Below are 13,993 nucleotides of genomic sequence, written 5' to 3'. Positions count from 1 at the left end.
ATCAGTATTCCAAGTGACTACCGTTGCGGCCATTCCTCTCCAGACTGAAGTGAGAAGATTCCTGGCCGCATTTTAATTGAACCAACAGGCACATCCCCGCGTGATATTTTGTATATCTGACGGCATTTACGCTCCGTTTATTCGTTTATCCGTCGGATATTTTCACGAATAAAGTGAATAATACTTCTTTTTTTAATCATATATACTTTACGACAGGAGTATAGTATACTGATTTTGTAATGTTTGCAGTTGTAATATTGTAAACGTGCAGCATGTATGGAAAACAGACAGGAAAAGGGCAGACTACGGAAGGAAGGGGTTATTTTGTCCGATATGAAACAGTATGTGGCCGATGTCCTCGCGAGCATCGAGCAGAAAGATCCGGAGCAGAAGCTGTTCCACGATACGGTGTCCGAGGTATTCTCGAGCATCGTGCCGGTACTCGAGAATCATCCGGAGTACCGCGAACAGAAGATCCTCGAGCGCATGGTGGAGCCGGAGCGCACGATTTCGTTCCGCGTTCCCTGGCAGGATGATCAGGGACGCATCCAGATCAACCGCGGCTACCGCGTACAGATGTCAAGTGCCATAGGACCATACAAGGGCGGCCTGCGCTTTCATCCGAGCGTCACGCTCGATGTGCTGAAGTTCCTGGCATTCGAGCAGGTCTACAAGAACGCCCTGACGGGGCTGCCCATCGGCGGCGCCAAGGGCGGCTCGGACTTTGATCCGCATGGGCGCAGCGACAACGAAGTCATGCACTTCTGCCAGAGCTTCATGACGGAGCTCTATCGTCATATCGGCCCCGATGTCGATGTGCCGGCCGGCGATATCGGCGTGGGCGGCCGCGAGATCGGTTATCTGTACGGTCAGTACAAGCGCATCCGCGACCGCTACGATGCCGGCGTGCTCACGGGCAAGCGCGTCGATTACTGGGGTTCGCTTGCCCGCACGGAAGCGACGGGCTACGGCCTCCTGTACTTCGTCAAGAACATGCTCGATGCCAAGGGCATTAGCCTCAAGGACAAGGTGCTCGTCGTCTCGGGCTCCGGCAATGTGGCGACGTACGCCATCGAGAAGGCACAGGAGTACGGCGCGAAGGTCGTGACGTGCTCGGATTCCAACGGCTACGTCTACGATCCCGACGGCATCGACCTTGCGGCCGTCAAGGAAATCAAGCAGGTGCGCCGCGGCCGCATCAGGGAGTACGTCGATACGCATCCCAAGGCTGCGTATCACGAGGGCTGCCGCGGCGTCTGGACCGTGTCGTGCGATGTGGCGCTGCCGTGTGCGACGCAGGGCGAGATCAATCTCGAGAGCGCAAAGGCACTCGTCGCCAATGGCGTGACGGCCGTCGGCGAAGGCGCGAACATGCCGTCGACGCTCGATGCCATCGCGTATTTCCAGCAGCACAAAGTGCTCTTCGCTCCGGCCAAGGCGGCCAATGCGGGCGGTGTGGCCGTTTCGGCGCTGGAGATGGCGCAGAATTCCGAGCGCTTGCAGTGGACGTTTGAGGAGGTCGATGGCCGCCTCAAGGCGATCATGAAGAATATTTATGAGAATGCCCGCCGCAATGCTGAACAGTATGCAGACCCCGACGACTTCGTCGCCGGTGCCAATATAACGGCCTTCCTGCGCGTGGCCGAGGTCATGCTGGCTCAGGGACTCGTCTGAGCCGAATTGAATCATTTTCTCAACTCTTTAACCGGTCATCCTCGGGTGACCGGTATTTTTTATCCCAATATATAGGGAAAAGATTATGGTATTTATAAAAATATTGGTATTCGACTTATGATGACTGCCGAACTATAATGAAAGCAACAGGCGGGAAGCGGGAAGGTTTCGCTGGCCCGTACGATTCATGATGATTGAGAGCCAATCAGGATAGGAGAGGATGAGCATATGTTACGAGAAGATGCTGTCACGCATATGACCGATGTCATGGCGAAGTTCCTGGCCTTTACGGGCAAGCGCCTGCCGGACGATGTGCGCGCGAAGATTGCCGAGCTGGCTGCACAGGAAGAAGAGCCGCTCGCGAAGGCCATTTACCAGACGATGGAGAAGAATCAGGAGCTGGCGATGAAGCTCAACCGTCCGAGCTGTCAGGATACGGGAGCCATTCAGTTCTTCATCAACTGCGGCTCAAAGTTCCCGTACATGGCGCAGCTGCCGTCGCTGCTGCGCGAGGCCGTCGTGCAGGCGACGAAGGATGCGCCTCTGCGCCACAACGCCGTCGAGACGTTTGACGAGTACAACACGGGCAGGAACGTGGCCAAGGGCATCCCGTCCCTGTTCTGGGATATCGTGCCGGGGCGCGACGACTGCGAGATCTACACGTACATGGCGGGCGGCGGCTGCTCACTGCAGGGTCATGCCAAGGTCCTGATGCCCGGCGAGGGCTATGAGGGCGTCACGAAATTCGTGCTCGACGTGATGACGAGCTACGGCCTCAATGCCTGCCCGCCGCTGCTCGTCGGCGTCGGCATCGGCACCTCGGTCGAGGTCGCGGCGCTGCAGTCGAAGAAAGCCCTCATGCGCCGCATCGGCTCGCACAATGAGAACCCCAAAGCAGCGAAGATGGAACAGCTCCTCGAGGACGGCATCAATGCCATCGGCCTTGGCCCGCAGGGCCTGCGCGGCAGGAATTCCGTGCTCGGCGTCAACATCGAGAACAGCGCGCGCCATCCGTCGGTTATCGGCGTCGCGGTCAACGTGGGCTGCTGGTCGCATCGCCGCGGTCACATCGTTTTCGACAAGGAGCTTAATTATACAATTGATTCGCATTCGGAGGTGGATTTCTGATGGCTAAGAAAGTACTTACGACGCCAATCAGCGCAGAAGATCTTGAGGATATCCATGTCGGGGATGTCATTTACCTGACGGGCGAGCTCACGACCTGCCGCGACGTGGCACATCGCCGCGTCATCGAGGAGGGACGCAAGCTGCCCGTTGATGTCAGGGACGGCGCCATCCTGCACGCCGGCCCCATCATCCGCCCGCTCGGCGGGGACTCGTATGAGATGGTGACGGTGGGTCCGACGACCTCGATGCGCATGGAGAAATTTGAGGAAGCCTTTATCAGGGAGACGGGTGTGCGCCTGATCATCGGCAAGGGCGGCATGGGCGACGGCACGATGCGTGGCTGCCGCGATCACAAGGCCCTGCACTGTGTGTTCCCCGCAGGCTGTGCTGTCGTGGCGGCCACCTGCGTCGAGAAAATCCTCTCAGCCAACTGGAAGGACCTCGGCATGCCGGAAACGCTCTGGACCTGCAGGGTCAAGGAGTTCGGTCCGCTCATCGTCTCCATCGACACGCACGGCCGCAACTTGTTCGAGGAGAACAAAGTCATTTTCAACGAGCGCAGGGACAAGGTCTACGAAGAGATCGCCAGTCAGGTGGGCTTCATCAAATAACATCCGCTGACATCAGCAGGACGTAAAAAAGCCGCCGCGGTTTTGCCGCGACGGCTTTTGCATTTGACTGTGCTGTTTGGATGAAGCTTACCAGTAACCGAGGAACGCCCACCAGACGCCACCGATACCGAGCCAGACGACGATGTGGATCAGCGAGACGGCGAAGCCGATCATCCACCAAGTCTTCTGTGGGACGTAGCCGGCACCGAAGTAGACAGGAGCCGGGCCTGTGCCGAAGTGCGTCAGGCAGCCGCAGATGTTCGATGCCATGGCGACGACGAACGCGGAGACGAACGGGGGAGCGCCGGCTGCCGCACCGAGCGTGATGAGGGCGGCATACATGCTCGTGACGTGAGCACTCATGCTGGCGAAGAAATAGTGACTGTAGAGGTAGATGATGAAGGAAAGCGCAACGGCTGCGATCATGCCGACGCCGACCATCTGGTTTTCGAGAATCTTGGCGAACCAGGGGATGAACCCGAGGCGGTTGAGGTAATCACTCATGACGATGACGCCGCCAACCCATACGAGGGTGTTCCATGCGTTCTTCTCGCCCGTGACGTCGCTCCATTTGATGACGCGGCAGACGAGCAGGATGCAAAGGCCGACGAAGGCGATGAGCGTGGCGTTGAGATGCGTGATGCTGGCCGTAGCCCAGAGGACGAGCAGCAGGACGAAAACGCCGGCGAGGACTTTCTCGCTGCGGGACATCGGGCCCATCTTTGCAAGCTCTGCATCGGCGAGTTGCTTGGCTTCCGGCGTATGCTTGATTTCCGGCGGGTAAACCTTGTAGATGAAGTAAGGGATGATAAGGAAGCAAACGATACCAGGAACGGATGCGGCTACGAACCAGTCGATCCAGGTGATCTCGATGCCGAGGATGCGGTTGGCCAGTTCGACGGCAATCGGATTGCCGACCATAGCCGTGAGGAACATGGCGGAAATGACGAGGTCGAGCTGGAAGACGCTGACCGTAAGGAATGCGCCGATCTTGCGCGGGCTCTTTTCAGGATCCGAGCCAAATGCATCGGCAAGGCTCTGGACGATCGGGAAGATCAGGCCGCCGGCACGTGCGGAGTTCGACGGGATGGCCGGTGCGATGATCATTTCCGAGAAGCTTATCGAGTAAGCCAGCTTCAGGCTGCTGTCGCCGAAGGCGCGCATGGCGATGTAGGCGATACGGCGGCCAAGGCCCGTGATGATGAAGGCACGGGCCAGCAGGAAGGCCGAGACGATCAGCCATACGGTGTTGCCGCTGAAGGCGGAAAGAACCTGCTTGAAGGTCATGGCTCCCGACAGGGCGCAGGCCACGAGGGCGATGAGGGCGACGGTGCCAAGCTCGATTGGCTGGAGGATGAAACCGACGACGGTGCCGAGGAAGATAGAGAACAGATACCAGGCGTTGAGTGTCAGCCCCTCGGGGACCGGGATAATCCAGCCCATGGCTGCCACGAGGATGGTGACGAGTGCTCTCCACCAGAGTCCTTGTTTGGGTGATGTAGACATTCCTTTTTCCACTCCCTTAAATATGAAACATGATAGGATTTATGTAATTTATTTCTACCATAATCGGAATGCTTTGTAAAAGTCAGATTTTTCGTACCCTATCATTCCCTGATGGAATGGAAACGTGTTATTATACAGATGTTATCGTTGAAGGTATTCCAAAAGCATCTCGTTTATGCGATTGGTTAAATCCTCTACGGAATGACGGCGGCTGCGGGCGCATACCTGGGCCTGCTCGCCGCAGAGCAGGCAGCGGCGCGGCACGGCACGGGAAAGCTTGTTCCCAGACTCGTCGAGCACGTCGATGTCGAAGAGGCGTCCGAGCGGATGCGTTTCCTCGAGCTTTGTGGCGGCAGCCTTGATGGCATTGGCATCCCCGTCGACGGCGAGGATGGCTTCGTCGCCGGTCGACGCGTGGTGCTCGAGCTTCTGGACTACAGGAAACTCCAGTTTGCTCAGGCATGCTTCGATGGATGAAAGGCCGTCGTCAAAGAGGCGGCGCAGGTCGTCATTCGTCTTGACGGGGCCGGGGATGTTAAGGCCGAAGGAGATGAGCGCGCAGCCGGGATGCGCATGACGGCAGGCCGTCTGGGCAGCAGCGCGTGCCTCGCGGGCCATGAGCATCGCGGGCAGTTCGACATGTGTTCCGTTGAGCATGGATAAGACTCCTTTCTCGTGATTCGCTGTACGTTAATGGTGGCGCACGTCCGGCGTGGCGGCGATGCGGCGGCGCACGCCGGCGGCATCCCCGCTCTTGAGCCAGTCATACGTGGCGGGGGGTACAAGTGCCTGGAGGTGCTCCCAGTCGCCGTCTTTTATGCACTGGCGCACATCGGAGGCGCTGACGGCACGTCCGTTCACGGCCAGGCGCGGCACGACGCAGCACTCGATGCCGAGCGCCGGCAGCTTTTCGCGCATGACCTGATTGTAACGATCCGTGACCTGGCTGAAGGGTTCCTCGCCGACGTAGCGGCGGTGGATGCCGAGCGCCGCGGCGATTTTGCCGAACAGCGTGAGGTCGAGTTCGGCATGGCCGATGCTCGCAGTGTCGTCGTCGGGCAGGAAGTAGCTCGGGAAGGTGGCGTTGCTGATGATGTAAGGGCCGCTTGCGTGCAGGCAGACATTCGGGAATTCCTCGATGCCAGCCATGACGAGCTTCTGGCGGACGGCGAAGGGGAAGAGACTGGCGTCCTCGCTGACAAGGAAGAGATGGACGAGATCATTTTCGCGGCTGGCCCGCTCGATGAGGCTGCGGTGCCCGAGCGTGAAAGGGTTGGCGTTCATGACGATGGCGGCTGTCCGGCTGCTGTCATCGAGCGTTTGTTTCTTATCTTTAAGGAAAGCTGCGGTTTCGTCCTGGAAGCGCTGCAGGCAGCGGGAAAAGCCCTGTGGCTGATTCTCCATGAAGACGAGGCGTCCTTCGACACGCGCAATCTCGTAGAAGCCGAGATCGTGGAAGAAGCGGGCGGAAGCCGGCTTCGTGTAGAGGAAGACTTCGAGGTTGCCGCGCAGGAGCTGCTGTTCCATGAGATGGCTGACGATGGTGTTCAAGAGCCCTTCGCCGCGGTGGCGGTGGTCGACGGCGAAGCAGCGCAGGGTGTTGTGGAACATGCTGCCCGTCGCGATGATGTGGTAGTCGTCGTCGCGGATGGCACTGATGTAGTCGAGGTTGCGGTCGAGGCGGATACCTTCCTGCTCGAGCAGGGCGGAGACTTCTGCCAGGGCGCGCGTATCGCTGGGGAAAATCTTGGTTACTTCACTCATATCAGGTGTCCTCCCGTTTCTCTTGTCTCAGTTTGTTGTGCTCGCGGATGAGCTGGATGAAGACGCGGACCTGCGGCAGCTCCAGTGCCTGCTTCGTGTACATGATGAAGGTGGAGCGCGTCAGGGGCTCGCCGTTCGCGAAGTAGAGCGGGCGGACGCAGCCGTGGAAATTGCCGAGGCAGATCTCCGGCACGATGCCCCAGCCGAGGCCGCGCTCCACCATGGCCATGCAGGTGGCCGTGCTGTTGACGGAGATGCGGTTGGGCGAGGACTGCAGGTGATTCTCGCGCATCCACTGGGCCAGCATGCGCTCCATGTCATCGTCGGCCGGGCGGGAGACCTGCGGCAGGCCCGAGAGCGGCGTGTCCTTGTCCTGCAGGCTCGTGATGGCGCAGATGTGCTCGCGTGCGAGCAGGATGCGTTCGCCGCGCCATTCGCTGTACTCGCCGCGCAGGATGCCGACGTTGATTTGATTGGCCAGGAGCATCGAGTAGACCTGCTGGCTGTTGGCTGTCGTGATCTGCGTGGTGACGGCCGGGTAGCGCTCGTTGTAGTCGGCGAGCTCGTCCGGCAGCCGGTACATGGCGTAGTTGATGGAGATGCCAGCGCGCAGGGTGCCGGCGATGCGCCCCGTCTGGAGGCTGAGCTCCTGCTTCATGGTGTCGAGTTCCTGCAGGACGTTTTTGACATGCTGCAAGACGATCTCGCCGGCCGGCGTGAACTGGACGCCCTGGCGGGAGCGCAGCATCAGCGTCAGGCCGAGTTCCTTTTCCATCTGGCGGATGCGCTTTGAGACGGAGGACTGCGTGATGTATAATTCGTCGGCGGCATGCGTGATGTTGCGCGTGCGGCTCAGGACCTGCAAGAGGTGGAAATCCTGTTCATCCAAATCAATCATTCCTTTCTGACGATCTGACGATACATTGCTTGTTTTGCCGCATGATCCTACTATAAATTATGATAGGAATAACCTTCATAGCCTGTGATTATGCAGTAAGATTTTATCGGCATCATCGGGAATATCATTCTCTATCGTTATGGTATAAAAGAATGGAGAAGTTGTAAATAGCCTTTCTTTTCTACTTTATCATGCACATATGGAATGGATAAGTATAAAAAAGAGACATTTTACAAAGGGATGGTTTCGCGTTTTAATAAAAGAGTAATCAGACAATACTTAGGTGTTTTGCAAAGGAGCGATATTATGGAAATCCAGAAGGCTGCAATCGCTGGCACGCTGGAATCCAGTGATGCTCAGGTAACGGTTATGCCTGGCACCAATGGGATCGAGCTCACGCTGGAATCCAGCGTCATGAACCAGTATGGCCGTCAGATCAAGGCAACGGTCCTGTCCGTCCTGGAAGGTCTTGGCGTCAAGAATGCACGCGTCAAAGTCGTGGATAAGGGTGCCCTTGACTGCACGCTCAAAGCACGTGTAGAATGCGCGGTATTCCGCAGCAACGATATGTCCGCCAAGAATATTCCGTGGGGAGGTGTCATCAAATGATTCCACGTCCAAGACCTGAGCGCTTCCGCCTGCGCCGTACGATGATGTTCATGAATGCCCAGAAGCCGGGCCTCATCAAAGATGCCTACATCTATGGCGTCGATACGATCATGCTCGACCTCGAGGATGCCGTAGCCGAGAACCAGAAGGATTCCGCCCGTTTCTCGCTCTATCATGCCCTGAAGACCATTGATTACGGTGACACGGAAGTCATCGTCCGCATCAACGGCCTCGATACGCCGCACTGGGAAGAGGATATCCGCGTCTGCGTCGCCGGCGGCGCTGACGGCGTGCGCATCCCGACGTGCGAGAGCGCCGAGGATGTCAAGAAGGTAGAGGAGCACGTGCTCGCAGCCGAGAAGGAATTTGGCGTCGAGGAAGGCCGCACGCTCATTATGGCCGCACTCGAGAGCCCGAAGGGCGTGCTCAATGCCTATGAGATCGCTTCTGCTTCGGACCGCCTGTTCGGCATTGCCCTTTCGGCCGGTGATTTCCATCGCAGCATGCACACGCATTACGTACCGGGCGGCATCGAGCTCAACACGGCGCGCAACCTCATCGTAATGTCGGCCCGCGCCGCAGGTGTCCAGTGCTTCGATACGGTCTTCACGAACCTCGATGATGAAGAAGGGTTCGAGAATGAAGTCCGCATGATCCACGATATGGGCTTTGATGGCAAGAGCCTCATCAACCCGCGCCAGATTGCCTTTGTTCATCAGACGCTCGCTCCGACGCCGAAGGAAATCGCCACGGCTGAGACGTACGTACGCACGTATGAGGAGCAGTCGAAGCTTGGCGTCGGCGTTTACACGGTCAACGGCAAGATGGTCGATATCGCCTTTATCAAGGATGCCAGCCGCGTCATCGCACTCGCGAAGGCTTGCGGTGTCTATCACGGCGATTTATAAGGAGGAGCAGAAATGATCAACGCAGTAGGAAGAGATATTCCTGATGAGCTCCTGAAGGACGGCAAAGAAGTCTACCAGGGCAAATATCATATGGACGGCAAGCCGTTTAAGAAAGCCGGCCCCGTGACGATCCGCCACGAGAAGCCGCAGGAGAGCAAGGTCGTGGCTTCCATCCGTGAAGCCTGCGAGAAATGCGGTGCTCATGACGGCATGACGGTTTCGTTCCACCATGCCTTCCGCAACGGCGACTATGTGACGAGCATGGTCATGAAAGTCCTCATCGAGGACATGGGTCTCAAGGACCTGACGGTTGCCACGACGTCGCTCGGCAGCGCACAGGACCTTTTGGCTGACTACATCGAGCAGGGCAAGATCATCGGCATCCAGTCCTCGGGCGTTCGCGGCCGCATCGGTGAAGTCATTTCGGCCGGCAAGCTCAAGACGCCGGCCATCATCCGCAGCCACGGCGGCCGTCCGCGCGCCATCGAGACGGGTGAGCTCCACATCGATATTTCCTTCATCGCCGCTTCCACGTCGGATGATTACGGCAATGCCAAGGGTACGGGCGGCAAGCACAACTGCGGTGCCATGGGCTATGCCGTGGCAGACTCCCATTATGCCGACCATGTCGTCGTCGTGACGGATACGCTCGTTCCGTTCCCGAACATGCCGTCGCCGATCAGCTCCATCGATGTCGATGCTGTCGTCGTCGTCGACGCCATCGGCGATCCGACGAAGATCGGCACGAAGGAAGCGCGCATCACCCAGGATCCGCGCAACCTCATGATGGCTGAGAACTGTGCCAAGGTCATCGCTTCGACGCCGTACTTCAAGGACGGGTTCTCCTTCCAGACGGGCGTCGGCGGCCCGTCGCTCGCTGTCAACCGCTTCCTCGAGGAGTACATGGTTGAGCAGAACATCAAGATGGGCTTCGCGCTCGGCGGCATGGGCGGCAACATCTGCGACCTCATGGACAAGGGCCTTGTCGGCAAGCTGCTCGATACGCAGGATTTCGACATGAAGGCCATCAAGCATCTCGAAGAGCATCCGGACAAGCATCTCGAGATCTCGACGAGCGAATACGCCAGCGCGGCCAACAAGGGCGCCTATGTCAACAAGCTCGACTTCGTCGTGCTCGCTGCTCTTGAAATCGATACGGACTTCAACGTCAACGTCCTGACGGGCTCGGACGGCGTGCTGCGCGGTGCGCCGGGCGGACATCCGGATACGGCCGAAGGCAGCAAGTGCTGCATCATCGTCACGCCGCTCGTCCGCGGCCGCATGGCTACGGTCTGCAAGAAGGTCGTCACGGTCACGACGCCGGGCGACTGCGTCGATGTCCTCGTCACGGATTACGGCATTGCCGTCAATCCGCGCCGTCAGGATCTCATCGAGTGCCTCGACAAGGCCGGTATTGAGCATACGACGATTGAAGCGCTGCAGGAGAAGGCGTACAGCCTTGTCGGCACGCCGGACGATCTCGAGTGGGAAGACAAGGTCATCGCTGTCCTCGAGGCACGCGACGGCACGATCCTCGATGTCATCCGCAAGATCAAGCCGCTGCAGCTTTGAGCATTGAGGAAAAACGATACATTCTAACCTTCAGGGGGCGGTCTGCCGGCATGTGCCGGTGGCCGCTTTCCTTGCATAAGGGTGCAGGCGGCCGGTGGATATGGTATGCTTGAGAAGCAGGCACAGGTAAAGCACGTATTGTCATCGGCTGTCAGGAGGAGCAGAGGATATGGTTCAGGAAGGGAAGGTTGAAGATATGCAGATTTCCGCAATCGGTGATCTGGCTCATGAAGCCATGCTGTGTGAGGTTTCGGCGACGCCGAAGCCGGGACTGGTGGACCGCGCGACGAATGGCGCCCACCGCGATATGGATTTCTTTACATTCCTTTCGTCGGCCACGGCACTGCGCCGCAGCTTCGATGAATTCGCGCGCATCGGCGCCAATCATGCGGTGGAAGCCGCCGCCTCGCTGCTGCCGTATCTGCAGGCCGCCGGCATCGTGGCGGAGCGGCGCATGTTTGCGGCAACAAACGGCATCAACACCCACAAGGGCATGATCTTTAGCCTCGGCCTGCTCGCGGGAGCAGCCGGCTGGGCCATGAAGCGCGGCGAAGCGCTGACGACGGACCATCTCTGCACGCTCGTGGCCGAGATGTGCGAGGGGCTGACGGCTGCGGCCTACGCGCATGTGGAGGAAAAGCCCGCGGAGGAGCGCACGAAGGGCGAGGCCATGTTCCTGCGCTACGGCGTGACGGGGGTGCGCGGCGAGGCGGAAAGCGGCTTTGCCACGGTCCGCTTCTTCGCCATGCCGGTCTACCGCCGCCGCCGCGAGGAGGGCTTTTGCGTGAACGACGCGCTCTGTGATACGCTGCTTGCGCTCATTGGCAGCAATATGGATACGAATATTCTCGGCCGCCACGATATGGCGGCGCTGCGCTACGCCCAGCAGGCCGCGCGCAACGTCGCGATGCTCGACGGGATGCACACGGAAGCGGGCTGCAAAGCCATCCGCGCGCTCGACGAGGATTTCACGGAACGCTGGATCAGCCCTGGCGGCAGCGCCGACCTCCTGGCCGTGACGCACTTCCTCTACGAGCTCGAGCGCCGCTTTGAGCAGGGCCGCCTTCATCAGGCAGAGCCCGTCACGGCAAATGGCTTTGCGTGAGGGTTGCTGACCACATCCACCGCTGCGCGGAGAAGGCATAAAAAATGCTGTCCCATTCGGGCAATGTCATTAAGTTAAGCGGGGAAAATTTCATTTTCCCGCTTGCTTATCAGACATCGACCAGTTTCCGTTAAGTTAAGACCGTCCGATAGGAAAAGACACCCGAAATCCGGTAGATACCGGCGCTCGAGTGTCTTTTTTGCCGTTTCTGATGTAATTTTTCTGTTTTTGGACATACCAATTAGCATAGGCTGGGTTCTTGATTTTTGAGTCTATGCTACGCGATATATGAAATTGACTGCCGACTGGGTCTTCATCTTGCGCTTGTCCGACCGGCCCTCGCGGACTGGCTCGACGTAGCGCAGGATTTCATCGAGCAGAAGAATGGCGGTTGCGATGCGCTCCCAGAAGAACTTCTTACAGGAGTATGCCGACATGGCAAAATTGACCCGATATGTGTGTTTGCAGCCGCCTGCCTGTACTACGACGGCACAGGAAGTCATCCTCTCGCTGAAATTATACATAACCAAGGAGGCATAAATCTCTTGTAGAATGGAGTTTTCCTTGCGGGCATGGAAGTTCACCATACCGATGGCATATTTCAGATCCCTGAACGAGGTCTCGATGCCCCAGCGCATATTATAGAGTTCCTTGATGCGCTCTGCTGGAAAAGCGAACCTGTCCAGAGATGTGGCGATGGTCTCGTAGCGGTCTTCCGTTATCCTGAACCGCACGATGCGGATGGTCATCCGGTGCGGAGACTCGAAATCCCAGCACTGCGAAGATTTGATTTTGCCGAACTTCGATTTGCCGGGAATGTACTTGGCTGTCCGGTTCCTGTAAGCAATTTTATCCTCGTTGGTCTGGGTTGTCCTCAGCTCGATATGGATATCCGTATCGAGCTCTTTCATCGGAAGTGCCTTCACCTCGAGAATCCAGCTCTCCTTGACGCGGATCAGGTAGTCCAGCCCTTCCTTGCGATTGCAGTGCTCCATGAGGTTCATGGCTGCATAGCCCCGGTCGCAGATGAGGATGCTCTTCTCGGGAAAGTCAAGGCTGTTTATCATATCGACAGCGGCCTGCGGCTCGTCGGTGCTGTTCGCGCCCTTGACGATGGCATCCACATACGTCTTGTTCATGAGGTCGTAGAATGCGCTGATGTGATACTGGTTGAAGCCGTCCGAATTGCTGCCGCCCCTTACATGCGTATCTGCATTATCGAGGTCGGTGGCTACCGTCACCTTGGTTCCGTCGCAGGCATAGAGATGATAGCCCATGTAGGTCTTGCTGTCGTGGCAGGCATTGTTGAACTGGTGCAGCATATACTTGAGTGCTTCGGGCTTAATCTTGCTCCGTTGCTGCACAAAGGCAGACTTGGTCGCAAATTCCTTGCTGCCCTCGAAGTAGTCGGAAATCTCCTTCTGGAGGGAGTTGCCGCCCATACCGAGGATGATGTGCAACATTCTCCCGAGGGGCAATGTGCGCTTCCGGGTGAAGTCCTTGCCGGGGTTGACAACGAACTCGGCGGGGTTCTCTACGATGGCCGAGATAGTCTTGTCCAGAGCATGCTTCACCATGGCAGCCTTTCTGGCAGCTGCATCGCTGCCTTTACGTGATACCTTCGCCATTTGCCAGCCCTCCCCTCGGAACCATTCCCTGCTCGTTCTGATGGTTTCATCATACACGAGAAGACTGGCCCGGCGGGCAAATCCGCGACCAGCGAAAAATGGCCAAAATGGGGCCGCAAAGCCTGTTTTTACTGGAAAAACAGGTAAAAAATTGGGGTAAGTGAATTTAGAGGTTGAAAATCATATGTATGACCCCTGTCTAGGAATTGTTTGGATGAAAAATTTGGTTGAAAGTCATAGAACTACCAAAACATCTGAATGAAATATTTGGTTGAAAACGGTATTCAGCCACGGATATTTTGGTCGCAAAATTTGGTTGAAAATACGCACACAAAAAGAGCTACCTGCTATAAAGCAAGTAGCTCTTTTTGTGTGTCTGATATTCAGTTACTCGAAGATTTCTCCGGTATCGGGGTCGAGGCCAACCTCGTCCGATTCATCGTTCTCATCTGTGCCCTCAAAGTAGAATACAGGACCATCCTTCGGATGCTCATGTACGGTAAGGAAGCAAGCAACCGAAAACAAGAGATAGACCGCCAGCACTACACTATGTTCGCGTCGGGTGAAATTCGCCAAATTGCGTCGGTCGA

Annotated in this window: 12 protein-coding genes and 1 pseudogene; 7 read left to right on the top strand and 6 right to left on the bottom strand. The window is 57.5% G+C overall.

Annotated elements, in window-relative coordinates; all coding sequences use genetic code 11:
- Window positions 1-324: 324 nt before the first annotated feature.
- The 3 genes from gdhA (at window position 325) to ttdB (ending at window position 3,413) form a co-directional block, all read left to right on the top strand.
- Window positions 325-1,674, top strand: a complete 1,350-nt coding sequence (gdhA, locus tag DWZ54_RS11705; protein ID WP_118476488.1) for an NADP-specific glutamate dehydrogenase — start codon at window positions 325-327, stop codon at window positions 1,672-1,674.
- Between the two features lie 228 nt (window positions 1,675-1,902).
- A complete protein-coding gene (ttdA, locus tag DWZ54_RS11700; protein WP_118476486.1) occupies window positions 1,903-2,802 on the top strand; it encodes a L(+)-tartrate dehydratase subunit alpha in 900 nt (299 codons plus the stop codon).
- Window positions 2,802-3,413 carry a L(+)-tartrate dehydratase subunit beta gene (gene ttdB / locus DWZ54_RS11695; RefSeq protein WP_118476485.1) on the top strand — a complete coding sequence of 204 codons (612 nt, stop codon included), beginning with the start codon at window positions 2,802-2,804 and terminating at the stop codon, window positions 3,411-3,413. The genes ttdA and ttdB overlap by 1 nt, the downstream gene beginning before the upstream one ends.
- A gap of 87 nt (window positions 3,414-3,500) precedes the next feature.
- Here ttdB and DWZ54_RS11690 read toward each other — a convergent pair whose 3' ends face one another.
- The 4 genes from DWZ54_RS11690 to DWZ54_RS11675 all read right to left on the bottom strand — a co-directional run bounded on the left by DWZ54_RS11690 (window position 3,501) and on the right by DWZ54_RS11675 (window position 7,581).
- The gene (locus tag DWZ54_RS11690; protein WP_118476483.1) at window positions 3,501-4,919 is read right to left on the bottom strand and encodes an anion permease; all 1,419 of its coding nucleotides are present in this window, start codon (window positions 4,917-4,919) and stop codon (window positions 3,501-3,503) included.
- Window positions 4,920-5,060: 141 nt separating this feature from the next.
- Window positions 5,061-5,576 carry a citrate lyase holo-[acyl-carrier protein] synthase gene (gene citX / locus DWZ54_RS11685; RefSeq protein ID WP_118476481.1) on the bottom strand — a complete coding sequence of 172 codons (516 nt, stop codon included), beginning with the start codon at window positions 5,574-5,576 and terminating at the stop codon, window positions 5,061-5,063.
- A gap of 33 nt (window positions 5,577-5,609) precedes the next feature.
- Window positions 5,610-6,683, bottom strand: a complete 1,074-nt coding sequence (citC, locus tag DWZ54_RS11680) for a [citrate (pro-3S)-lyase] ligase (protein ID WP_118476479.1) — start codon at window positions 6,681-6,683, stop codon at window positions 5,610-5,612.
- Between the two features lies 1 nt (window position 6,684).
- On the bottom strand, window positions 6,685-7,581 hold the full coding sequence (locus DWZ54_RS11675; protein ID WP_298465365.1) for a LysR family transcriptional regulator: 897 nt from the start codon (window positions 7,579-7,581) through the stop codon (window positions 6,685-6,687).
- A 306-nt stretch (window positions 7,582-7,887) separates the two neighbouring features.
- On the opposite strand from DWZ54_RS11675, the gene citD reads away from it, so the two are divergent.
- The 4 genes from citD (at window position 7,888) to citG (ending at window position 11,775) form a co-directional block, all read left to right on the top strand.
- Window positions 7,888-8,190, top strand: coding sequence for a citrate lyase acyl carrier protein (gene citD / locus DWZ54_RS11670; RefSeq protein ID WP_118016463.1), 303 nt, complete (start codon window positions 7,888-7,890; stop codon window positions 8,188-8,190).
- Complete coding sequence (locus DWZ54_RS11665) at window positions 8,187-9,098, top strand: aldolase/citrate lyase family protein (protein ID WP_118016462.1); 912 nt, start codon at window positions 8,187-8,189, stop codon at window positions 9,096-9,098. The genes citD and DWZ54_RS11665 overlap by 4 nt, the downstream gene beginning before the upstream one ends.
- 12 nt (window positions 9,099-9,110) lie before the next feature.
- Complete coding sequence (citF, locus tag DWZ54_RS11660; RefSeq protein WP_118016461.1) at window positions 9,111-10,670, top strand: citrate lyase subunit alpha; 1,560 nt, start codon at window positions 9,111-9,113, stop codon at window positions 10,668-10,670.
- A gap of 169 nt (window positions 10,671-10,839) precedes the next feature.
- Window positions 10,840-11,775, top strand: a complete 936-nt coding sequence (gene citG / locus DWZ54_RS11655) for a triphosphoribosyl-dephospho-CoA synthase CitG (RefSeq protein ID WP_233541703.1) — start codon at window positions 10,840-10,842, stop codon at window positions 11,773-11,775.
- A 272-nt stretch (window positions 11,776-12,047) separates the two neighbouring features.
- Here citG and DWZ54_RS11650 read toward each other — a convergent pair whose 3' ends face one another.
- On the bottom strand, window positions 12,048-13,403 hold the full coding sequence (locus tag DWZ54_RS11650) for an IS4 family transposase (protein ID WP_118476475.1): 1,356 nt from the start codon (window positions 13,401-13,403) through the stop codon (window positions 12,048-12,050).
- Between the two features lie 387 nt (window positions 13,404-13,790).
- Window positions 13,791-13,993 (bottom strand): annotated as a pseudogene (locus DWZ54_RS11645) (hypothetical protein); the annotation flags it as partial.

The organism is Mitsuokella sp. AF33-22, assembly GCF_003475755.1.
GTDB lineage: Bacteria > Bacillota > Negativicutes > Selenomonadales > Selenomonadaceae > Mitsuokella.
The sequence above is the reverse complement of the archived record's forward strand: the minus strand, read 5'-3'. Positions and strand labels throughout refer to the sequence as shown.